20 protein-coding genes are annotated in these 22,485 nt (G+C 72.2%); 11 read left to right on the plus strand and 9 right to left on the minus strand.

The genetic code is table 11. The features are described from left to right. Positions 1–34: 34 nt before the first annotated feature. Positions 35–796, minus strand: coding sequence for a sulfite exporter TauE/SafE family protein (locus H9I49_RS05690; protein WP_188029300.1), 762 nt, complete (start codon positions 794–796; stop codon positions 35–37). Then, positions 793–1,491: a FadR/GntR family transcriptional regulator gene (locus tag H9I49_RS05695; RefSeq protein WP_255523612.1), complete on the minus strand. Its 699-nt coding sequence runs from the start codon at positions 1,489–1,491 to the stop codon at positions 793–795. The genes H9I49_RS05690 and H9I49_RS05695 overlap by 4 nt, the downstream gene beginning before the upstream one ends. A gap of 119 nt (positions 1,492–1,610) precedes the next feature. Between H9I49_RS05695 and H9I49_RS05700 the strand changes: the two genes are divergently transcribed. The 3 genes from H9I49_RS05700 to H9I49_RS05710 are packed head-to-tail and all read left to right on the plus strand — an operon-like array spanning position 1,611 to position 5,591. Next, positions 1,611–2,960 (plus strand): SLC13 family permease, encoded by a 1,350-nt coding sequence (locus H9I49_RS05700; RefSeq protein WP_188029301.1) that lies wholly within the window; start codon positions 1,611–1,613, stop codon positions 2,958–2,960. 4 nt (positions 2,961–2,964) lie between these two features. Continuing rightward, positions 2,965–4,140 (plus strand): CaiB/BaiF CoA-transferase family protein, encoded by a 1,176-nt coding sequence (locus tag H9I49_RS05705; RefSeq protein ID WP_188029302.1) that lies wholly within the window; start codon positions 2,965–2,967, stop codon positions 4,138–4,140. Then, positions 4,140–5,591 carry a carboxyl transferase domain-containing protein gene (locus H9I49_RS05710; RefSeq protein WP_188029303.1) on the plus strand — a complete coding sequence of 484 codons (1,452 nt, stop codon included), beginning with the start codon at positions 4,140–4,142 and terminating at the stop codon, positions 5,589–5,591. Before H9I49_RS05705 ends, H9I49_RS05710 begins: the two co-directional genes overlap by 1 nt. 100 nt (positions 5,592–5,691) lie before the next feature. On the opposite strand, the gene H9I49_RS05715 is transcribed toward H9I49_RS05710, so the two are convergent. From H9I49_RS05715 to H9I49_RS05725, 3 genes are read right to left on the minus strand one after another with little or no spacing between them, the layout of a single operon-like run. After that, on the minus strand, positions 5,692–6,510 hold the full coding sequence (locus tag H9I49_RS05715) for an AraC family transcriptional regulator (RefSeq protein WP_188029304.1): 819 nt from the start codon (positions 6,508–6,510) through the stop codon (positions 5,692–5,694). Then, the gene (locus tag H9I49_RS05720; protein WP_188029305.1) at positions 6,507–7,205 is read right to left on the minus strand and encodes a response regulator; all 699 of its coding nucleotides are present in this window, start codon (positions 7,203–7,205) and stop codon (positions 6,507–6,509) included. Before H9I49_RS05720 ends, H9I49_RS05715 begins: the two co-directional genes overlap by 4 nt. After that, on the minus strand, positions 7,198–8,829 hold the full coding sequence (locus tag H9I49_RS05725) for an ATP-binding protein (RefSeq protein WP_370587443.1): 1,632 nt from the start codon (positions 8,827–8,829) through the stop codon (positions 7,198–7,200). Before H9I49_RS05725 ends, H9I49_RS05720 begins: the two co-directional genes overlap by 8 nt. Positions 8,830–8,989: 160 nt before the next feature. Between H9I49_RS05725 and H9I49_RS05730 the strand changes: the two genes are divergently transcribed. Together H9I49_RS05730 and H9I49_RS05735 are read left to right on the plus strand one after the other, a co-directional pair. Further along, on the plus strand, positions 8,990–10,375 hold the full coding sequence (locus H9I49_RS05730; protein WP_188029306.1) for a cation:dicarboxylate symporter family transporter: 1,386 nt from the start codon (positions 8,990–8,992) through the stop codon (positions 10,373–10,375). A gap of 303 nt (positions 10,376–10,678) precedes the next feature. Beyond that, positions 10,679–12,517: a BCCT family transporter gene (locus tag H9I49_RS05735; RefSeq protein ID WP_188029307.1), complete on the plus strand. Its 1,839-nt coding sequence runs from the start codon at positions 10,679–10,681 to the stop codon at positions 12,515–12,517. Positions 12,518–12,554: 37 nt separating this feature from the next. Here the strand turns inward: H9I49_RS05735 and H9I49_RS05740 are convergent, their stop codons facing one another. Then, a complete protein-coding gene (locus H9I49_RS05740) occupies positions 12,555–13,196 on the minus strand; it encodes a response regulator transcription factor (RefSeq protein ID WP_188029308.1) in 642 nt (213 codons plus the stop codon). Next, positions 13,189–14,376: a sensor histidine kinase gene (locus H9I49_RS05745; protein ID WP_188029309.1), complete on the minus strand. Its 1,188-nt coding sequence runs from the start codon at positions 14,374–14,376 to the stop codon at positions 13,189–13,191. Before H9I49_RS05745 ends, H9I49_RS05740 begins: the two co-directional genes overlap by 8 nt. A gap of 139 nt (positions 14,377–14,515) precedes the next feature. Here H9I49_RS05745 and H9I49_RS05750 point away from each other — a divergent pair, with 139 nt between their 5' ends. The 3 genes from H9I49_RS05750 to H9I49_RS05760 all read left to right on the plus strand — a co-directional run bounded on the left by H9I49_RS05750 (position 14,516) and on the right by H9I49_RS05760 (position 18,114). Beyond that, a complete protein-coding gene (locus H9I49_RS05750) occupies positions 14,516–15,475 on the plus strand; it encodes an SMP-30/gluconolactonase/LRE family protein (protein WP_188029310.1) in 960 nt (319 codons plus the stop codon). Positions 15,476–15,495: 20 nt separating this feature from the next. Next, complete coding sequence (locus H9I49_RS23740) at positions 15,496–16,812, plus strand: ankyrin repeat domain-containing protein (protein WP_255523613.1); 1,317 nt, start codon at positions 15,496–15,498, stop codon at positions 16,810–16,812. 180 nt (positions 16,813–16,992) lie between these two features. Next, positions 16,993–18,114 (plus strand): DUF6081 family protein, encoded by a 1,122-nt coding sequence (locus H9I49_RS05760; protein WP_188029311.1) that lies wholly within the window; start codon positions 16,993–16,995, stop codon positions 18,112–18,114. Between the two features lie 32 nt (positions 18,115–18,146). Here H9I49_RS05760 and H9I49_RS05765 read toward each other — a convergent pair whose 3' ends face one another. Beyond that, positions 18,147–19,640, minus strand: a complete 1,494-nt coding sequence (locus tag H9I49_RS05765) for a PH domain-containing protein (protein WP_188029312.1) — start codon at positions 19,638–19,640, stop codon at positions 18,147–18,149. Next, positions 19,637–20,137 (minus strand): PH domain-containing protein, encoded by a 501-nt coding sequence (locus H9I49_RS05770; RefSeq protein WP_370587444.1) that lies wholly within the window; start codon positions 20,135–20,137, stop codon positions 19,637–19,639. Before H9I49_RS05770 ends, H9I49_RS05765 begins: the two co-directional genes overlap by 4 nt. A gap of 117 nt (positions 20,138–20,254) precedes the next feature. On the opposite strand from H9I49_RS05770, the gene H9I49_RS05775 reads away from it, so the two are divergent. The 3 genes from H9I49_RS05775 (at position 20,255) to H9I49_RS05785 (ending at position 22,485) form a co-directional block, all read left to right on the plus strand. After that, positions 20,255–20,803: a dihydrofolate reductase family protein gene (locus H9I49_RS05775; RefSeq protein ID WP_188029313.1), complete on the plus strand. Its 549-nt coding sequence runs from the start codon at positions 20,255–20,257 to the stop codon at positions 20,801–20,803. 142 nt (positions 20,804–20,945) lie between these two features. Continuing rightward, positions 20,946–21,980 carry an LLM class flavin-dependent oxidoreductase gene (locus H9I49_RS05780; RefSeq protein ID WP_188029314.1) on the plus strand — a complete coding sequence of 345 codons (1,035 nt, stop codon included), beginning with the start codon at positions 20,946–20,948 and terminating at the stop codon, positions 21,978–21,980. Position 21,981: 1 nt separating this feature from the next. After that, positions 21,982–22,485, plus strand: a complete 504-nt coding sequence (locus H9I49_RS05785; protein ID WP_188029315.1) for a glycosyltransferase — start codon at positions 21,982–21,984, stop codon at positions 22,483–22,485.

Below are 22,485 nucleotides of genomic sequence, written 5' to 3' on the forward strand. Positions count from 1 at the left end.
CGGGGTGCCCCGGCGAGGCGGCTTTCGGCACGCGTCAGCGCAGCAGCAGGACCGCGGCCACGACGCCGGCGATGACGACGAGCACGCGGAAGAGCGTCGGGGGGAGGCGGCGTCCGACGCGCGCCCCGACGTAGCCGCCGACGACCGACCCCGAGGCGAGCAGCGCGATCGCGAGCCAGTCGAGGTCGGCGACCGCGACGAAGATGAGGCCGGCGACGACGTTGCCGGCGAAGATCGCGAGCGTCTTGAGGCCGTTGACGACCCGCAGGTCGATGTCGAGCCCGAGCCCGAGGACGGCGACCATCATGACGCCGGAGCCGGCGCCGAAGTAGCCGCCGTAGACGCCGGTCAACAGTGCGAAGAACGTCGTGACCGGCCCCATGCGGGTGCGCGGACCGAGGTCCTGGCCGCCGCGCGACCGGAGCCAGCGGCCGATCCACGGCTGCACGCCGACGAGCAGGCAGGTGAAGAGGATGAGCCACGGCACGACGGCCTCGAAGACCCCGGGCGGCAGGGCGAGCAGCAGGGCCGCGCCCCCGACCGCGCCGACGGCGCACGTGATGACGACGGTCCACGTGATGCGGGGGTGCTCGCGCAGCTCCGCGCGGTAGCCGAACGACCCGCTCACCCCGGCCGACACGAGCCCGACGGTGTTGGACGCGTTGGCGACGACCGGCGGCAGGCCGACCGCGAGCAGCACGGGGAAGCTGACGAGCGAGGCGACCCCGACCGTGGAGGTGAGGACGCCGGCGGCGAGACCCGCGCCGAGCACGGCGAGCATCTCGAGCGTGGTCACGACCCGTCTCGCAGCACCGCGACGTCGCTCACCATGACGACGTGGGCGTGCATCGCGGCCGCGGCGGCCTCGGGATCACCGCTCCGGATCGCGTCGGCGATGGCGCGGTGGTGGACGAGCGAGTCGGCGGGCCGGCCGGGCTGCGAGAGCGACTCGATGCGCGTCTCGCGGATGAGGTCGCGGATCTCGTCCATGAGCCGGGCGAGAAGCAGGGAGTGTGCGGCCGCGGTGACGGCGCCGTGGAATCGCTCGTCGCCCTCGACGCCGCGCCCGCCGGCCTCGACGTCGTGCTGCATCTCGTCGAGCGCCTCGTCGATGCGGGCCAGGTCGTCGGCCGTGTGCCGGGTCGCGGCGAGTGCGGCGATCTTCGTCTCGAGCGCGTCGCGGGTCTCGATGATCTCGGGCAACCGGTGAGCGTGCGCCCGGATGGCCTCGACGATGCGGCGGGGTCCGGGGGCGTCGGCCAGGACGGTGCCGTCGCCGTGCCGGACGGTGACCACGCCGATCACCTCAAGGGCGACGAGGGCCTGGCTCAGCGTCGCGCGGCTCACCCCGAGACGTTGCGCGAGCTCGCGCTCGGGAGGCAGCCGGTCGCCGGCAGTCAGACCGTTCTGGTCGATCCACGACGTGATCTGCTCGGCCACCTGCTCGTAGAGCCGGGTCCTCGCGAGGCGTGGCATCCCCGATGTCGACATGAGGCCACTCTATTGACAGCCGGCCCATTGACCTATTGGCTAGGCCACTGAGCCAGCCATGAGCCTCGTCACAAGGGCGTGGAACCAGGCGTGCTGGCCGGGACCGACGGAGGAAGCCAATGGGACCGGAATGGGTCTCCATCATCGCGCTCGTCGCACTGTTCGTGATCGGCACGCTGCTGCCCATCAACATGGGAGCCCTCGCGTACGTGGCGGCCTGGCTCGTCGGCGTCTACGCGCTCGACCTCAGTGAGAAGGAGATTCTCGCCGGGGTGAGCGGCGACCTCGTCCTGACGCTCATCGGCGTCACGTACCTGTTCGCCATCGCCAGGAACAACGGCACCGTCGACCTGATCGTCAGATCCGCGGTACGGGCCGTCGGTGGCCGTGTCGCGCTGATCCCGTGGGTGATGTTCTTCGTCACCGCGCTGCTCACCTCGATCGGTGCCGCGAGCCCGGCCGCCTGCGCCATCATCGGCCCGATCGCGCTCGGCTTCGCCGGTCGCTACAAGATCAACCCACTCCTCATGGGCATGTTCGTCGTGCACGGAGCGCAGGGCGGCGGCTTCTCCCCGATCAGCATCTACGGCACCATCACGAACTCGGTCATGGAGGAGAACAACCTCCCGTCGAGCGAGATGACGGTCTTCCTCGCGAGCCTCGGGGTCAACCTGCTCATGGCCGTCGTCCTGTTCGTCGTGCTCGGCGGCCGCCGGCTCATGAGCATGCGGGCCGACGACCTCGACGACGAGCTGACCGACGACACGACGACCGACGGCCTGCGTGACGGCGGCGGCGTCTCGGTCCGCGGCGGCGGTTCCGGCACCGGCACGGCCACGATGACCGCGACCCGCACCACGCCGGCCCTCGGCGTCAGGCGCGACCAGGTGCTGACGCTCGTGGCCTTCGCCCTCGTCGCCGTCATCGCCCTCGCCTTCGACAAGAACATCGGCTTCGTCGCCATCACCGCCGCCGTGGTGCTGGCGATCCTCTCGCCCAACGAGCACAAGGACGCGGTCAAGCAGGTCGCGTGGCCGACCGTGCTGCTCGTCGCCGGCGTGAGCACGTATGCCGCCGTGCTGACCGAGGCGAAGGCGCCTGAGTTCGTGGGCAACTGGGCCGCGGGCCTCGGCGCAGCCGTCGTCGGTGCGCTCGTGCTCTGCTACGTCGGCGGCGTCGTGTCGGCGTTCGCGTCGTCGACCGCCCTGCTGCCCGTCATCATCCCGATCGCCGTGCCGCTCATCGCGAACGGTGGCATCGGAGCGGCGACCTTCGTGGCCGCGCTTGCGGTCAGCTCGACGATCGTCGACGTCAGCCCGTTCTCGACGAACGGAGCGCTGATGCTGGCCAACCGGCCCGACACGATCAGCGAGCCGCGGTACTACAAGCAGATCCTCACCTACAGCGTCATCGTGGTCGTCGTCGGCCCGTTGCTCGTGTGGGCCGCCCTGATCCTCCCCGGATGGTGACGCCATGACCTCTGACGGACCCCTCTCCGACGTGCTCGTCGTCGACCTCTCGCGGGCGCTCGCCGGACCCCACGCGACGATGATGCTCGCCGACCTCGGTGCGCGGGTCATCAAGGTCGAGGCACCCGGCCGCGGTGACGACACACGGGGCTGGGGCCCGCCGTTCGTCGGCGAGGACGGGCGCCGGGAGGCGACGTACTTCCTTTCGGCCAACCGCAACAAGGAGTCGATCACCCTCGACCTGAAGGACGCCGACGACAAGGAGGTGCTGCTCGCCCTGGTCGACCGCGCCGACGTGGTCGTCGAGAACTTCCGCACCGGTGTGCTCGAGCGGCTCGGGCTCGGCATCGACGAGCTGACCCGCCGCAACCCGCGGCTCGTCGTCCTGTCGATCACCGGCTTCGGCCACGACGGTCCCGAGGGGGGCCGCGCCGGCTACGACCAGATCGCCCAGGGTGAGGCGGGTCTCATGTCGCTCACCGGCTCGGGGCCCGACGACCCGCAGCGTGTCGGCGTGCCCATCGCCGACCTCCTCTCCGGCATGTACGGCGCGTACGGCGTCGTCGCCGCGCTCAACGAGCGCCACCGCACCGGGAAGGGCACCGTCGTGCGCACGTCGCTGCTCGCATCCGTCGTGGGTGTGCACGCCTTCCAGGGCACCCGGTGGACGGTGGCGGGCGAGGTGGGGCGGTCGGCAGGCAACCACCACCCCTCGATCGCGCCGTACGGCCTGTTCCACTGCCGCGACGGGTCCGTCCAGATCGCCGTCGGCAGCGAGGGACTGTGGCAGCGGCTGTGCACCGCGTTCGGGCTCGACCCCGTCGCGGAGGGGCTCGCGACCAACCCCGAGCGGGTCGCCCATCGGGACCGCGTCATCGAGGTGCTCGAGACTGCGTTCGCCGAGTGGGACGCCGAGCCGTTGCTCGCGCGTCTCGCCGAGGCCGGCGTGCCTGCGGGCAAGGTGCGCACGCTCGACGAGGTGTACGCGTGGGACCAGACCGCGAGCCAGGGGCTCCTCGTCGAGGTCGAGCACCCCACCCTCGGTCGGCTCACCCTTCCGGGGCCGCCCCTGCGCTTCTTCGACGGCGCGGGAGCCGAGGTGACGCGCCGTGACCACGCCGCGCCGCCCACCCTCGACGAGGACGGCGCGGCGATCCGTGCCTGGTTGAGGGAGGACTGATGGGACGCCGCCCCTGGACCGCGCACGAGCTGCTCGACCTCGTGCTCGACTCGGGCTCCTTTGAGTCGTGGGACGAGCCGATCGACATCAGTGGGCAGCCCGAGGAGTACCGCCGCCAGCTCGAGGCCGCCGCGGAGAAGGCGGGCACCGACGAGTCGGTGCTGACGGGACGCGGGCTGGTGCGCGGGCGGCCGGTCGCCGTGGTCGTCAACGAGTTCCGCTTCCTCGCCGGGTCGATCGGCCGCGCCGCCGCGGCGCGGATCACGGCAGCCGTACGCCGCGCCACCGCCGAGGGTCTGCCCGTCCTGGCCTCGACGGCATCCGGCGGCACGCGCATGCAGGAGGGGACACCGGCATTCGTCGAGATGGTCGAGATCTCACGGGCGCTCATGGCGCACCGGGCCGCCCGGCTGCCCTACCTCGTGCACCTGCGCCACCCGACGACCGGCGGGGTCTACGCGTCGTGGGGCTCGCTCGGGCACGTCACCGTGGCCGAGCCCGGCGCGCTCGTCGGCTTCCTCGGGCCGAAGGTCTACGAGGCGCTCAACGGCGTGCCGTTCCCGGCCGGCGTGCAGAGCGCCGAGAACCTCACGGCCAAGGGCGTGCTCGACGCCGTCGTCGCGGCCGAGGACCTGCCCATGCTCGTCGACCGCGCCCTCGGCGTCCTCGTCGACGGACCGACGCTGCCGCGCCTCGAGCGGCGGCTGGGCGAGCCCAGCAGGCACCTGACGGCGTGGGAGTCGATCGAGGTCACCCGCCGGCCCGACCGCGCCGGAGTGCGCGAGCTGCTCCGGCACGGCGCGAGCAACACGCTGAGGCTGAACGGGACCGACGAGGGTGAGCGTGACTCGACGATGCTTGTGGCCCTCACGCGCCTCGACGGCCAGCCCTGCGTGCTCGTCGGGCAGGACCGGGCGCGGCAGTCCGCGGTGACGCCGATGGGGCCTGGCGCGTTGCGCGAGGCTCGTCGCGCCATGCGCCTTGCCGAGGAGCTGGGCTTGCCGCTCGTCACCGTCATCGACACCCCCGGCGCCGAGCTGTCGCCGCACGCCGAGGAAGGCGCCATCGCCGGGGAGATCGCACGGTGCATCGCGACGCTCACGACGATGACCGTGCCGACGGTTTCGATCGTGCTCGGGCAGGGGTGTGGCGGAGGGGCGCTCGCGCTCCTGCCCGCCCGCGAGGTCATCGCGGCCGAGAACGCGTGGCTGTCCCCGCTGCCACCCGAGGGCGCCAGCGCGATCGTTCACGGCGACGTCTCGCACGCCGCGGAGATGGCCGAGCTCCAGCAGGTCGGCGTGCTGGACCTCGCCGCACACGGCATCGTCAGCCGCGTCGTGCCCGAGCCGGCCGACGACGATGCGGCCGGGCTAGCGCTCGCGGTCGTCGCCGAGTGCGCGGCGGCCCTCCGTCGCCAGACCCAAGGTGACGCCCACGGCCTCGCCAGCTGACCGGCGAGCGGCCCTCCGGACACATGAAGTCGACCGGGTCAGCGTGCGTTCACCTCACGCACGCAGAACTGACGTGCCTTTGTGTGTCCCGCGGTCCCAGTCAGCGGAAGCGGGAGGCAAACTCGCCGGGAGTCATGCCTGTCGCCTTGCGGAAGTCACGCGTGAAGTGGGCCTGGTCGGCGTAGCCGAGCTCGACCGCGACACCGGCCAGCTCGACGTCCGAGTCGCGCAGCCGCTCGGCCGCCTCCTGGAGGCGTCGGCGCCGGATGAGCCACTTGGGTCCGAGCCCGATCCGCTTGTCGAGCAGGCGCTGCAGCGTGCGCTCGCTGATGTCGAACCGGGCGCAGAGGTCGTCGACCCGGAGCAGCTCGGGTGAGGTCTCGACGTTCTCGACGATCGCGTTGACGAGCAGACCCTCCTCGTCGACGGGCAGCAGCGGTCGCAGAGCATCCTCGACGACCTCGCGCGCCTGCGCCTGCGCCTCGGGGGAGCGTGGGTCGGGGCGCATCAGCGACCGCACGCGACGGGTGAGTGTGGCTGCGTCGAGGGTCTCCAGGGTCGTGAGGTCGACGAAGCGGTCGGTCATCCGGCGTACCGGCTCGCGGGTGATGAGGTGACCCGCCGCGGGCTGGAGCATGACGCCGACGGCCCAGCCGCGTCCGGTCAGCATCGTGTGCGACAGGCCGGACACGACGCCGTAGAGGCGGGTGTACGTGTCCGAGACGACGACGAGGCACACGGGGTACTGGAGCACGCGCTGCACGGAGTCACGTCCCTCCGGCACGTCCCACACCGGGATCCAGAAGCGACGCGCGAGGTCGGTCAGGTCGGGGGAGACGGTGGTTCGGGCGATCGACCACGTGCGGTCGGTGGGGTCGACGAGGTGCGCCCGCTCGACGTCGTGGGCAGCGCGTCTCATCGGCTCCACAGGTACTCGACCTCGGGACGTCCCGCCCCGGCATACCTCGAACGGCGCACCGCGACGCGCGTCTCGCACAGGTGCTCGGCGTAGCGGCGGGCCGTGACCCGGCTGACACCGAGGGCCTCGGCCAGCTCGGAGGCCGAGCGGCCGGCGTCGGCGTCACGCAGCGCGCGCGAGACCTTGGCGAGCAGCTCCTCGCCCATGCCCTTGGGCAGCCGCGACTCCGCCGCCGCCCGCGCGCCGGCGAAGACCTCGTCGACCTCCGCCTGGGTGCCGACCTCGGCGCCGCTCGTGACCTGGGAGCGGTACGCGCGGTAGGCGAGCAGCCGCTCGCGCAGCGTCGCGAAGACGAACGGCTTGAGGACGTACTGCACGATCCCGAGCGACACCGCGGTCCGCACGACGTCGAGGTCGCGTGCCGAAGTGACGGCGATGACGTCGGCGCGGTGACCGGCGGCGCGCATCGCACGCACGACGTCGAGGCCGTGCCGGTCGGGAAGGTTCATGTCGAGCAGGACGACGTCGATCTCCTTGTCCTGCAACGTCTTCAGGGCCGCTTGGGACGTGCCCACCGTGGCGACGACCTCGAAGCCGTCGACCCTTCCGACGTACGCGGTGTGGGCCTCCGCCGCGATGGGCTCGTCCTCGACGACGAGGACACGGAGCGGGCCCTGCGGGCCGGTCTCATCCATCGCCACCTCCGACGGGCAGGCGGACCGTGAACGTCGCACCGGGCGGACCCGACACCTCGAGCGTGCCCCCGAGCCGGTCGACCGTCTGCCCGACGAGGGCGAGGCCGATGCCGCGACGGCCGGCGCTGCCCTGCTCCTTCGTCGACCAGCCGCGTCGGAAGGCGTCCTTGACGGCGCCCGGCGGCAGGCCCGGACCGTCGTCGGAGACCTCGAGGACGGCATACGCGCCCTCCACCCGCGAGTCCACGCTGACGTGCCGCTCGGGCCGGGGCGTGCCGGTCTCTCCGGCGACGGCGTCGAGGGCGTTGTCGATGAGGTTGCCGACGATCGTCACGACGTCTCGAGTCGGGGCGACATCGCGCGGCCAGTGCGCGCCGGGCTCGATCTCGAAGGCGATGCCGCGCTCGTGCGCCTCCGCGGCCTTGCCGAGAAGCAGGGCCGTGAGCACGGGCTCGTCGACGGCACCGACGACCCGGTCGGTGAGCACCTGGGACACCTGCAGCTCCTCCGTGGCGAAGGCGAGTGCCCGGTCGGTGTGCCCCAGCTCGATGAGGCTGACGATGGTGTGCAGGCGGTTGGCCGACTCGTGAGCCTGCGACCGGAGGGCGTCGGTGAGGCCCCGGGCGGAGTCGAGCTCGCCGGTGAGCGCCTCGAGGTCGGTGCGGTCACGCAGGGTCGCGACGTGGCCGAGCAGCCGCCCGCGCCACGTCGCCGGGCCCCGGTTGAGCACGAGCACCCGTGCCGATGTGACGTGCAGCTCGTCCTCGTGGGGCAGGTCGTCGGTGAGGGCGGCGACGAGTGGCTCGGCGAGCCCGAGATCGGCGACGGGCCGGCCGATGGCGTCCGCGGGCAGGTCGAGCAGCCGCACGGCCTCGTCGTTGGCCAGCCGCAGCGTGCCGTCGAGGTCGGTGATGACGAGCCCTTCGCTCACGGCGTGGAGCACTGCGTCGTAGTACTCGTACATCTCACGCAGCTGGGGCTCGCCGAGACCGTGGGTCTGGCGCCGGATGCGGCGGGCGACCAAGGCGGTGCCGAGGCCGGACAGCGCTGCGGCGGCCAGGCCGGCCAGGAGCAGGACGGGAAGCTGCGTGCGGACCCGCTCGCCGACGGCGGACGTGCGGATGCCGACGGAGACGAGCGCGACGATGCGGCCGCCGTCGCGCACGGGCACGACGACGCGTGACGACGGGCCGAGCGTCCCCGTGTAGTCCTCGGCGACGACGCCGCCGGCGAGAGCCGCCTCCGTGTGCCCCAGGAACTTCCCGCCGATCTGCGCCGGGTCGGGGTGCGTGTAGCGGATGGCGTCGCGGCTCATGATGACGACGAAGTCGGTGCCGGACTCGACGCGCACCCGCTCGGCGTAGGGCTGCAGGGTGGCCGACGGGTCCGGCTGCTGGACCGCCTCGACGACGCTGGGCGTGGCGGCGACGGTCTCGGCGACGGCGAGTGCCCGCGCGCTCGCCTCCTGGTCGCCGGCCCGCTTCGCCTGCGCGAAGGCGCCGGCGAGGCCCGCCCCGACGACGAGGATCGCGATGAGCACCTGCAACGCGAAGGTCTGGGCGGCCACGCTCCACCGCCCCGGCGCCCCCAGGGCCCTGCCGAGGCGCGACTCATGTGTGGTCACGGGCGTCACGGGCCCACCGGGAGTGCGCGCGAGCAGCCGGTGCCACGGCCACGCGAGAACTCAATGAACACAATCGTGACCCTAGTCACTGAGCGGGCCACTCTCGTAGACATTCACCGGCCCGCGCCCCGAGGTGCGGACCCAGCCAACGGAGGTCACCGTGAGTTACACCGCCGACAGCGCCGTCGACGCCCAGCCAGGGCCGACTCCGAAGCGCGACCGCACCCATCTTCTCTACGTCGCCGTCATCGTCGCGATGGTGGCCGGCATCCTCGTCGGTTGGGTCTTCCCCGACGTGGGCAAGTCGCTGAAGCCGCTCGGCACCGGCTTCGTCAACCTCATCAAGATGATGATCACGCCCATCATCTTCTGCACGATCGTCCTCGGCATCGGCTCCGTGCGAAAGGCCGCCCAGGTCGGCAAGGTCGGAGGCCTCGCCCTCGGCTACTTCGTCACGATGTCGACCGTGGCGCTCGGCATCGGCCTCGTCGTGGGCAACATCATCCACCCGGGCGCAGGACTCAACCTCACTGACGACCTGGCCAAGGCCGGCCAGGGCGCGGTCTCTGCCGAGGCAGAGGGCCCCGTCGACTTCCTCCTCGGGCTCATCCCCGACACGCTCGTCTCGGCACTCACGTCCGGATCGGTGCTGCAGGCGCTGCTGATCGCCCTGCTCGTCGGCTTCGCGCTCCAGAAGATGGGCAAGGCAGGCGAGCCGATCCTCGGCGGCATCAAGCACCTCGAGCGCCTGGTCTTCCGCCTCATGGCGATGATCATGTGGGCCGCGCCGATCGGTGCCTTCGGTGCCATGGCCGCGCTCGTCGGCGCCACGGGCATCGGCTCGCTCAAGAGCCTGGGCCTGCTCATGCTCGCCTTCTACATCACCTGCGCGATCTTCGTGTTCGCGTTCCTCGGCAGCATCCTCAAGATCGTCACCGGCATGAACGTCCTCTCGCTGTTCAGGTACCTCGGCCGCGAGTTCCTCCTCATCCTGTCGACGTCGTCGTCGGAGTCGGCCCTGCCGCGCCTCATCGCCAAGATGGAGCACCTCGGCATCTCCCGGCCGGTCGTCGGCATCACCGTGCCGACGGGCTACTCCTTCAACCTGGACGGCACGGCCATCTACCTGACGATGGCGAGCCTCTTCATCGCCGAGGCGATGGACAAGCCGTTCAGCATCGGCCAGCAGATCGGCCTGCTCGTGTTCATGATCATCGCGAGCAAGGGTGCCGCGGGCGTCAGCGGTGCCGGTCTCGCGACCCTCGCAGGCGGCCTCCAGTCGCACCGTCCCGACCTCGTGCCGGGCGTCGGCTTCATCGTCGGCATCGACCGCCTCATGAGCGAGGCGCGGGCGCTGACGAACTTCGCCGGCAACGCCATCGCGACCGTCCTCATCGGGACGTGGGTCGGTGAGATCGACCGCGACAAGGCCGGTCGCGTGCTCGCCGGGCACGATCCGTTCGACGAGGCGTCGATGATCGACGAGGGCGACGACCACGCACCCGGCGCCCCCGGGCACGAACCCGAGCTGGTCGGGGCCCGCTGACTCCGATCGCTCCCAGCAGTCCTGACTCGAGGCGGCACCGGCACACGGCCGGTGCCGCCTCGGCGTATGCCGTGTAGCTCGCGGGAGCCATCGTGTCCCAACTCACGACCGGTCTGGGAACGTCGCGAACAGCCTTGCGCGGCAAACTGATTGGTGGCTGCAACCACGGCGGTCCGCACTCCAGGGAGCTGCTCGTCTTGCGCTCCGGCGGTCAGGTTCGGCAAGGTTGCAGGTTCAACGAGACATCTGTGACACGCAACGTGAGGAGACGACGGCACCCTCGTCGGGATGCCGTCATGACGCATGACTGAGCTGACCACGACAACACCCGACGACGCGCTGCACCCAGCGCTCGAGCCGCCACCCGTCAACCATGAGGACGCGGCCCCGTCCCGCATCGACAAGACCGTCTTCGGCGTGGCCGCCGCGGTCGCGATCGCCTTCGTGCTCTGGGGTGCCCTCGGCACCGAGAGCCTCAGCACGAGCGCCACCGCCGGCCTCGGCTTCGTCGTCCACAACACGGGCTGGCTCTTCTCGCTCGTCGCGTCGGGCTTCGTCGTCTTCGTCATCTGGCTGGCAGCCAGCAGGTACGGCAACATCCCGCTCGGCGGTGACGGCGAGGCTCCCGAGTTCCGGACGTCGTCGTGGGTGGCGATGATGTTCTCTGCCGGCATGGGCATCGGCCTGATGTTCTACGGCGTCACCGAGCCGCTCAGCCACCTCGTGACCCCGCCGCCCGGCACGGGCGCTGCCGGCAACCCCGAGGCCGTCCAGACCGCGATGGCCACGACGATGTTCCACTGGTCGCTGCACCCGTGGGCCATCTACGCCGTCGTCGGCCTCGCCGTCGCCTACGGCGTCTTCCGCAAGGGCCGCTCGCTGCTCATCAGCTCGGCCTTCGCCCCGCTCTTCGGCGAGAAGCGGGCCAACGGCCCGGCAGGCCGTGTCATCGACATCTTCGCGATCTTCGCGACGCTCTTCGGCTCCGCGACCTCGCTCGGCCTCGGCGCTCTCCAGATCGGCTCCGGCCTCGAGATCGTCGGCGGCATCGGCAAGGTCGGCAACGGCGTGCTCATCGGCATCATCGTCGTGCTGACCGTTTGCTTCATCCTCTCGGCCGTCAGCGGCATCGAGAAGGGCATCCAGTGGCTCTCGAACATCAACATGGTGCTCGCGCTCGCGCTGGCCTTCTTCGTGTTCGTCGTCGGTCCGACGGTCTTCATCCTCAACCTCGTCCCGACGACCATCGGGTCCTACGTCAAGGACCTCGCGATGATGTCGGCGCGCACCGACGCGGCCGGCGGCGACGGCATGAAGGACTGGCTGGCCGGCTGGACGATCTTCTACTGGGCCTGGTGGGTCAGCTGGACGCCGTTCGTCGGCATGTTCATCGCCCGCATCTCACGTGGTCGCACGATCCGCCAGTTCGTCTCCGGCGTGCTCCTTGTCCCGTCGGTCGTCTCGCTCATCTGGTTCGCCATCTTCGGCGGCGCCGGCATCGCGCAGCAGCAGGGCGGTCAGGACATCGCCGGCGAGTCGTCGCCGGAGGGCTCGCTCTTCGCGATGCTCGCCAACCTCCCGTGGCCCACGGTGACCGCGGTCGTCGTCGTGGTGCTCGTCGCGATCTTCTTCGTGTCGGGCGCCGACGCCGCCTCGATCGTGATGGGCACGCTCTCCGAGAAGGGCACCCTCGAGCCGTCGAAGAAGACGGTGATCTTCTGGGGTGCCGCCACGGGTGCGGTCGCGGCGATCATGCTCCTCATCGGTGGCGAGGACGCGCTGTCCGGCTTGCAGAACGTGACGATCGTGGCGGCCCTGCCCTTCCTCGTCATCATGGTCGGGCTCGCGGTGTCGCTCGTGAAGGACCTCGCGCGCGACCCGCAGGTCGTACGGCGGCAGTATGCGGTGGCGGCCGTCGAGCATGCCGTGGTTGCCGGCGTCAGCGAGCACGGTGACGACTTCTCGCTCACGGTGCAGGAGACCGCGCCGGGCGAGGGGGTGGGCGAGCTCGTCCAGACCGACCCGGTCGAGGCCAAGGACGTCGAGGTCGAACGCGGGCTGTCGGGAGAGGGCCACGGTTCCCGCTTCGACGACCGGGTCGACGAGCAGACCGAGAAGATCGGCGCGTCGATGCGCCTCTGACCGAGATCGCCCAGCAGCAGCTCCGTCGAGCGCCGCGTCATCCACCCGGTCGGATGATGCGGCGCTCGATGGCTGCCGCGACGGCGCCGGCGCGCGTGTCGACGCCGAGCTTGGTGTAGACGTGCGAGAGGTGCGACTTCACCGTCGCCTCCGAGACGAGCAGCTCGCGCGCCATCTCCCGGTTGCCCAGCCCACGAGAGAGCAGCTCGAGCACTTCGACCTCGCGCTCCGTGACGACCGGCCCCGGTGAGGCGGCGCGGCGCACGAGCCGGGCCGCGACCGAGGGGGCGAGCACCGTCTCGCCGCGAGCCGTCGCGCGGATGCCGGCGAAGAGCTGCTCGGGCGGCGCGTCCTTGAGCAGGTAGCCCACAGCGCCCGAGTCGAGCGCGCGGAGGATGTCCGCCTCGGTGTCGTAGGTCGTCAGGACCAGGACGTTCGGCGCGCCGGGCAGCGCACGCACCCGCGCCGTCACCTCGGCGCCACCTGGACCCTCGCCGAGGCCCAGGTCCATGAGCACGACGTCGGGCCGCTCCTGGGTGACGACCCGCACGGCGCTCGCGAGGTCGCTCGCCTCGCCGACCACCTCGATGCCGTCCTGCCCGTCGACGAGGGCCCGCAGGCCTGCCCGCACGACGGGGTGGTCGTCGACGAGGACGACGCGCACGGTGCGCTCAGCCACGACGGCCCCCGTCCGCGTCGAGAGGGAAGCGCACCGACACCGTCGTGCCCTCGCCCGGCCCGCTCTCGACGCCGGCACCGCCGCCCAGCTCACCCGCCCGTTGTCGTATGCCGTCCAGCCCGCGCCCGCGGTCACCGCGTGCTCCCAGCCTGGCCGGGTCGAACCCGTGGCCGTCGTCCCGCACGTCGAGGAGCACCTCGTCGGGGTGGTAGGTGAGGCTGACCACCGCCCGCGAGGCGCCGGAGTGCTCGACGACGTTGGCGAGGGCTCCGCGCGCCGAACGGACGAGGGCGCTCGCCACCGCGGGCGGCACGCCGACGGGGTCGCCGTGCACCCGCACCTCGACGTCCAGGCCATGGGCCCCGGCAGCGGCCACGCGCCGGAGCGCCGCCGGGAGCGCCTCGCCGGTGTCGTCCGACTCGAGGTCGGCGGGGGCCAGGTCTCGCACGACGCGGCGCACCTCGTCGAGACCTTCGCGCGCCGCCGCCCCGGCGGCGGCCACGTGATCGCGGGCCGCGGCCGGTCGCCGGTCCCAGTCCTGCTCGGCCGCGCCGAGGAGCAGGGTGATGCTGGACAGGCCCTGCCCGACGGAGTCGTGGATCTCGCGTGAGAGCCGAGTGCGCTCCGCGAGAGCTCCCGAACGTCGCTGCGCGGCAGCGAGATCAGCCTGAGCATCGGTGAGCTCGTCGAGCAGCGTCTGTCGCGTTCGGGCCTCGCGCTCGAGAGCGCGGTAGGACAGGACCGTGACGAGGGCGATGCCGACCGGTCCGACGAACACGGTGGGGTCGGGATCGTCCGTGATCCGGCTCCACGCCACGCTGACGACCGCGGTCATGCCGACGACGGCCGTGACGGCATACGGGAAGGGGAGGACCTGGAGCACGGCGAAGGCCACAGGCACCGCGGTCCACGCGAAGGAGGGCGCGACGAGCGTGAGCGTCACCCACAGCACGACGACGACGCCGACCCACACCGTCGGCCAGACCGTGCGGTCGGCGACGAGTCGTCGGGTCGAGTAGGCCGCGCCGAGCACGACCGCGCCGGACAGGACCAGAAGGGCCGTGACGTCGAGGTCGTGACGCAGGAGGTAGCGGACGGAGCACGTGACGAGGAGGACGAGCAGCACGCCGTCGAGCCACCGGTCGAGGCGCGCCACCGGCGCCAGGATGCCCTCCTCCATGTCCGGCAGCCTAGGGACGAGGGGGCGTCACGGCATCATCCGATCGGCCATCGCGGCGTGGCCGGTTGCCCGACGCGGCGGGAGGCCCGACCCGGCGACAGTGGTGGGAGCACCCACCGACACCCACCTGGAGACCACCATGAAGCGCACCCTCGCCGGACTCGCCACACTCGCCGCGGCAGCCTCGCTGCCGCTCGTCGCGACCCCCACGCAGGCCGCGGCGCCCGGGCGTCCCGGCACGTACCAACTGCAGGGGGACGCCGGCGGCTCGAAGTTCGAGGGCATCGGGGCCGACCCGCGTCGCGGGCTCTTCTACGTCAGCGAGGTGACCGGTGGCGAGATCCACCGCGGCACCGCGACGGACGCCCGCACCGACCAATGGCTCGACGGTGACGGCACCGACGGTAGGTTCACGGCCCGCGGCATCACGACGGACGCCGCCGGGCGGGTCTACGTCGCCGGTGGCCCCAACGGCATCGGCACCGGTCGTCCCGACCTCTGGGTGTACTCGCCCGAGGGCGAGCTGCTGGCCGCGCTCCGGGCCCCGGGCGAGGACGTCTTCCTCAACGACGTCGCGATCGGCCCCGACGGCGCGGCGTACTTCACGAACTCCAACGCGCCGCAGGTCTACCGAGTCGCTCTCGACGCCGGCGAGTGGACCGTGGCGCGCTGGGCCGACGCGTCCGGCACGATCGAGCAGCGCGCGGGCTTCAACCTCGGCGGCATCGTCGTCAGCGGCGACGGGTCCGCCCTCGTGGTCGCACAGGGCAACGTCGGTGCGCTGTGGCGCTTCGACCTCGCCACCGCCGGGGTGACGCGCGTCGACACCGGCGACGCTGCCCTGGCCGACGCCGACGGCCTCGTGCTCCAGGGCTCGCGCCTGACGGTCGTGCGCAACTTCGCCCGGACGATCGCGACGCTCCAGCTGACCGACGACGGCCACAGCGCCACGCTCGTGGAGCAGCAGGCCAGCGACCCGACTCGCGTGCTGACGACCGCGAAGGTGCTGCGCGGTCGCATCCTCTACGTCGACAGCAAGTTCGACGAGGCCGTCGCGGTCGGCCCGTACGAGGTCGTCACGGAGCCGCTGGCCCGATGAGGGGCGCGGGACGAGGCCGGATGCCGCTCGCCACGGTCGTTCTCGCGGCGGTGGCGGCCCTGGTTGCACCGGCGGCCGCCGCGGTCCTCGCCGCGTGCTCCCCGGGTCCTGCTCCAGCGACGAGCTCGGCGACCGTGTCGCCCTCGGCGACACCCACCACGCGGGCCGTGCGACCCTCGAGCGTGCGTCCTCCGGACGTCCCACCGACGACCCCGCAGGCACCCACCGCCGCCGAGCAGGCCCGGCTCGACGCAGACCTGCGCGACGCCGCGTGGGCCGACGACCTGTCGAGGGCGAAGGCCCTGGTGGCCAGGGGCGCCGACGTCAACGCCAAGGACAAGACGGAGCAGTCCGCGTACCTCATCGCGGCGAGCGAGGGCCGGCTCGGGCTGCTGCGGCTCGCCCTCGCCCACGGCGCGAAGGTCGACGACAAGGACAGCTGGAACGGCACCGGCCTCATCCGGGCCGCCGAGCGCGGTCACTCCCTCGTCGTCGGTGAGCTGCTCCGCGCGGGCATCGAGCGCGACCACGTGAACCGCATCGGCTACCAGGCGATCCACGAGGCGGTCTGGCTGGGACGCGACACGACGGCATACGTCGACACCGTGCGCGTCCTCGTCGCCGGTGGAGCAGAGCTGACCCGCCCCTCGCGGGACGAGGGCCTCACCCCGCTCCGGATGGCTCGCGAACGCGGCCACACCCGGCTCGAAGGAGTGCTCGTGAAGGCCACCACCGCCGCACCCGTGGCCGACCCTGACGCCGCCCTGCTGGCGGCCGCGGCCCGCGGCGACGCCGACGCCGTCGCGACCGCGCTGCGCGCCGGCGCCGACCTCGAGGCGCGCGACGACCGTCGGCGCACCGCCCTCCTGCTCGCCGTGACGGGCGACCACCTCGGCGCCGCAAGGCTGCTCGTCGCCATGGGCGCCGACCCGGACGCCCTCGACGACCGACATGACACGCCGTGGCTCGTGACCGGGGTGACGGGCAGCGTCGCGATGCTCGAGGCGCTCCTCCCGGCCGGCCCGGACCTCACGATCCGCAACCGCTACGGCGGGGTCTCGCTCATCCCCGCGAGCGAACGCGGTCACGTGAGCTACGTCCGACGCGTCGTGCGGACCGGCATCGACGTCAACCACGTCAACGACCTCGGCTGGACCGCATTGCTCGAGGCGGTCATCCTGGGCGACGGCGGAACGCGGCACCAGGAGGTCGTGCGCACCCTCCTCGACGCCGGCGCCGACCGCTCCCTCGCCGACAAGGACGGCGTCACCGCGCTCGCGCACGCCCGCGCCAAGGGGTATGTCGCGATCGCCCGGATCCTCACCGACGGGAGCTGAGCGCCGAGCCGGGGGACTAGTCCTCCCCTGGTCACCGAGGACTATTGCCGGGGCTGGTCCGGCGGCGAAGCATGGTTGGGTGGGGGGCCCGCGAGAGCACGACCTCCGGCGTGCCGTTCCCCTCGCCCCAGGCGCTGCCGGGGCGGTCCCTGCTCCCGATCGCTCGGGAAGGAGTGCCGGATGTACCAGCCCCGTCACCACCCACAGTCGCACCGGAGGGGGCACGTCCGTCGCTGGGCTGCCCTCGCCATCGGAGGCCTTGCCGGGGCACTCGGCGTGCTCGCCTCGCAAGCGGCCGACGCCGCGCCACCGCCGCCGCCCACGGTGTCGGTCGTCGACTACGACGCGCACTCGAGCAGCGAGTATGCCGCGAAGTGGTCGAATCCCTATGGTCCGCTCGACGGGGTGGTCCCGCAGGTGTCGTCGGCCGGGGCCGTCCGGCTCACCGACGTCCCGTTCAAGCCCGGGACGGACTTCAGCGTCTTCGACCACCTGAAGTACATCGCCATCAGCAACCAGAGCTTCACCGCCCCCCGCACGGGCAGCATCACCTTCTCGGTCGACATCGCGGCACGCACGCCGGGCGCGGTCGCCGGCCACGTGGTCCACGGGGTCTACGGTCCGCCGGGCTCGGCGGCTGCCGGACTTCCGGGCAACGGGCCCTACAGCGCAGCGCTCCTCGAAGGGCAGCAGGCGGGTGTCGTGCTCAACATGATCGACTTCTGCACTGGCCAGCTCTTCGACTGGTTCGTCTCGGGCACCTACGCCTTCCCGCTCATCGAGCGGCTCCCGACGTCGGTCACGGGCAACACGTCGAACCCGGGCTGCCCGGGCGCCACCGAGGTCGGGCTCGACACGGCGTACACGCAGATCATCAAGAACGTCCGGGTCGCCGCGGAGCAGACGCACCGCGTTGCCATCACCTTCACCCGCGCAGGTGGCCAGGCGACGGTCACGTACACGCTCGACGGCACGCCGGTGGCGTTCGTCACGGACGTGGGCGTCCCGCTCGACCAGCGTCGGTCGGTTCAGCCTTGGACGGGCATCTACCCGTCGCTCGGCCCGGGTGAGCGTCTCGCGCGCGACATCGGGTCGTTCTCGATCGGGCACGGTCTCTTCAGTCTGCTGGACGCGTTCCCGTTCCAGTTCGGGTGCTCGCCGGTGTCGGCGACTCCGGGCGTCGGCGAGTGCCCGGCCGAGACGGCCGACCTCAGCGTCTCCATCAGCCCGAGCGAGCGTTCCTTCGGGCAGGGAGCCGATGGCGTGTTCAGCAACTTCAGGGTGCGCACGCTGGGCAGCTGAGCCTTGGGGCCGCCCCTCGAACCGCCTGTCGCTCAGTGGAACTGGTCGTACAGCTCGGGGCTCACCTCCGCCAGGACGGCATACGCCTGCTCGACGGGGACGTCGACGACGTCGTAGTGCTGCGCGCCGGCCGCGGTCGTGGCGACCAGCGTCGCGAGGCCGGCGCGACGCTGGAAGAACGACTGCTCGACCTTCCACCCGATGATGCCGGTGCGGTCGAGCACGACGCGACGGCGGTCGAGCGACCCATGGCGGGTCACGAGGTGGTCGGGGGTGACGGCGTGGCCCAGCCCCCTGTAGCGGTCCCGGCCGAGCGCGACGGCGCCCACGAGCAGCAGCGGGACGAGGGCGAGCAGGGCCGGGGGCCAGTCCCAGCCGGCCTGCGCGACGGCGACGGCCGAGGCGAGCAGGCCCCCGGGCACGACCGCCCGGGTGAGGCGGCGGCGCAGAGCCGCGGGGCCGTGGGACACCACGTCGCCCGTGACCGCGGCCTCGTCCGCCCGTATGCGCAGGGCCAGCGGCGTCACGACAGCGTCCGGTGCTGGCGGGCACAACCAGTCGGACCCGCCGCCCTGCTCGTGCGCGAGACCGGTCGTGACGACCTTGAGCCGGCGGGCGCCGGCGAGGCGCAGGCCCAGCGGCTCGTCGAGGCGGATGCCGCGTACGCGGGCCGCATCGATGCTCGTCTCGCGGCTCGTCAGCAACCCGCGCCGCGTGTGCAGGGTGCCGAGACGGTTGCGCGTGAGGCGGAACCCCCAGAAGGTCAGGACGTAGGCGCCGACCGCGAGCAGGGAGACGAGGGCCAGCACGAGCACGACGTCGAGCCACCAGGACAGCCCGGCCACCCGGGACGCGCCGTCGCGGAAGAGGTCGCCCTCGTCGGAGAACCGCGAGAGGCCCTGCGACGCGAAGCCGACGATCGCCGCGGCGCTCGCGAGACCCGTGACGGTCAACGGCGCGTAGCGCACCCACGCCGGGTCGAGCTGCACGAGCAGCTCCTCGTCGGCGGGCGGCGACACGTCGTGCGGCACGTCGTCGACGGCGACGGGCGCGCCGCTCGGTGCGGGGAGTCCGGTGACCGCGGGGTCGATCCGGTGGAGCAGCTCGGCGCGGAGACGCCGGCCCGCGTCGAGGCGGAGCGAGTCGAGCACGAGCCGGTCCTTCCCGCCCCCGCCCGTCGAGATCTCGACCTTCGCCAGGCCGAGCAGACGGTGGTGCACCTTCGCGGTGAGCTCGACGGTACGCACCCGGTCGAGCCGGGCCGTCGTCGTCTGCTTCGTGAAGACGCCGCGGCGCAGCTCGATCTGCCCCTCACCGATGCGGTAGCGGGTCGTCAGCCACCGGAGCGCGCCGTAGGCGAGGATAACCGGCAGGGCGACGAGCTCCCACCTGTCGTTGCCGTCGGAGCCGGCCCGCGCGATGACGATGGCGATCAGGGCCGGCAGGAGGCGGATCAGCGTCTCGAGCGGGTGGATGAGCAGCATCCTGGCGTCGAGCCGCCGCCACCCGCCGGACTCGTCGGTCACGTCGCGTCGTCCTTCTCGGCGACCGCCGCCGCGGTCAGGGCGTCGACGAGCTCGCGCGCCACGGGCAGGTCGAGCCCGTGGACCGTGACCGGTCCGGCGGCCGACGCTGTCGTCACCGTGACGGAGGCCAGGCCGAGGAGCTGGGCCACCGGGCCGCGTTCGAGGTCGACCGTCTGGACGCGGCTGAGGGGCGCGATGCGTCGCTCCTGCCACAGCCAGCCGCTCTGCGTGTAGATGGCGCGCGCCGTCGACTCCCATCGGTGCACGCGGTAGCGCCAGCGCGGCATGCCCACGACGTAGCCGGCGGACAGCACGAGCCAGACGCCGGCGACGACCCAGTGCGCCGTGCGCGAACCGTCGTCGAGGAACCACCACGCGACCTGGCCGCACAGCAGCACGACGACCCCGACGAGGGCCTCGAGGCTCCACATGAGGACGGCTCGGCGCGACACCCGGTGTGCGGGCTCGCGCAGCACCGGCTCGGTCTCGGGCTCCACGGACCCCACGGTGCCACACACGTCAGTGGTCGTAGCCTTGACGTCGGCCGCGGTTGGCCGAAAGGTGACCTGATCGACCCCACCGGGGTCGGCACCCCATCCGACGAGAGGCAGGCCATGGGCACGATCGCGGTTCACGAGTTCGTCGCCCTCGACGGGGTCTTCGAGGACCCGTCGTGGACGTTCGAGTACGGCTTCGACCCGGCGATGGGGGAGACTCTCGCGGCGGTCACGGAACCGGCCCAGGCCATCTTGCTCGGGCGGCGGACCTACGAGATGTTCGCACCCGCGTGGTCGACGCGGACCGTCGAGGACGACCCCGGAGCCCCGTTCTTCAACGAGACCCACAAGTACGTCGTCGCCTCGCAGCAGCCCAACACCGACTGGGGCCCGTCGACGACGCTGCCCTACGACGTCGACGCGATCCGAGACCTCAAGGCGTCGGTCGACGGCACCATCTACGTCTCCGGCAGCGGCACGCTCGTCCGGGCGCTGCTTGCCGACGGGCTCGTCGACGACCTGCATCTCTTCGTCTACCCGGTGGCGCGCGGCACCGGCAAGCGGCTCTTCGACGACGGCGTCGACCCGACGAAGCTGCGGCTCAAGGGCAGTGACGTCTACGGCAACGGCGTCGTCCACCTCGACTACGGCCCCGCCGAGGCCTGACCCGGCCGCGCTCGCTCGAGGACGGCGATCTGCGAGCGCGAGCGCTCGACCCTCGCCATGATCCTGGCCCGGCTCGACCTCCGCGCCCCGTGAGCGCACCCGGCCGGACGAGGCGCGTGGACCGCATACCTACGATGGGCGCATGAGCCTCGAACTCGGCCTGGACACGTTCGGCGACATCGCGACCGGGCCGGACGGGGAACCGCTCCATCCCGCCACGGTGGTCCGCGAAGTGCTGGCCGAGGGCGAGCTCGCCGACCGGCTCGGTCTCGACTTCTTCGGGATCGGCGAGCACCACCGTGACGACTACGCGGTGAGCGCGCCCGACGTCCTGCTCGCCGGGCTCGCGGGCCGCACCGAACGCATCCGGCTGGGCACGTCGGTCACGGTCCTCAGCAGCGACGACCCGATCCGCGTCTTCCAGCGCTTCTCCACGCTCGACGCGATCAGCAACGGCCGCGCCGAGGTCACTGTGGGGCGTGGCTCCTTCGTCGAGTCGTTCCCGCTCTTCGGGCTCGACCTCTCGGACTACGAGACGCTCTTCGAGGAGAAGCTCGACCTGCTCGCGGCCGTCGTCGCCGAGCAGCCGGTCCGCTGGCAGGGCTCGACGCGCCCTCCCGTCCAGGTCGACAAGGTCATGCCGGCAACGGAGTCCGGCCGCCTGCCCGTCTGGGTCGGGGTCGGAGGCACGCCACAGTCTCTCGTTCGCGCCGCCCACTACGGCTTCCCCGTCGTCATCGCGATCATCGGTGGGTCGTCGCGGCAGTTCGCGCCGCTCGCCGACCTCTACCGCCGGGCCCTGTCGGAGATGGGCAAGCCCGAGCTGCCGATCGGCGTGCACTCACCCGGCTACGTCGCCGCGACCGACGAGCAGGCGCGCGAGGAGTTCCTGCCGCACTTCGTGCCGTACATGAACAAGATCGGCCGTGAGCGTCGTTGGGCGCCGATGAGCAGGGAGCAGGCGCTCCTGCAGCTGGGTCCCGACGGTGCCGTCTACTGCGGGTCGCCCGACACCGTCGCGGCCAAGATCGCCGACACGGTGCGCGTGCTCGGCGCCTCGCGCTTCCAGCTCAAGTACTCGATGGGCACGCTGCCGCACGAGCAGCGGGCGGAGTGCATCCGCCTCTACGCCGAGGAGGTCGTGCCGCGCGTGCGCGCGCTGCTCGACGGGGACTGACATGAGGGTGCTGCTCCTCGGGATGGGCTCCCGCGGTGACGTGCAGCCCCTCGTCGCGCTGGGTGAACGCCTGCGGCGCCTCGGGTATGCCGTGTCGCTGGCGGCCCCGGCCGACCTCGGCCACGTCGTGGCGGGCAGCAGCGTCGAGTTCGCGCCGTTGTGGTTCGACCTCGAGGGGCCACTGCGAGACGGTCTGGGCCGTGAGTCGCTGCGCGGGTCCGCGACGACCCAGGTGCGCGAGGCGCGGCTCATGCGACAGGTCATGGCCGAGACGGCGGGCGCGCTCGCGACCGACATCGGGCCGCTCGTCGCCGGTGCCGACGCGGTCGTCTCGGGAGCCCTGACCTTCGACCTGTTGCGGCCCGCCGGAGACCTCGTCCGCGCACGACGAGGCCTGCCGCGACAGGGTTTCCGGCACTACTCCGCTGCTGCGCGCCGCACCCCGACCATCCTCGGGGCGAGCCCGCACGTCGTGCTCGCGCTGCGGACTGGCCGCCGGCACTGA

The sequence above is a fragment of the Terrabacter sp. MAHUQ-38 genome (assembly GCF_014518425.1).
In the GTDB taxonomy this organism is placed as follows: domain Bacteria; phylum Actinomycetota; class Actinomycetes; order Actinomycetales; family Dermatophilaceae; genus Terrabacter.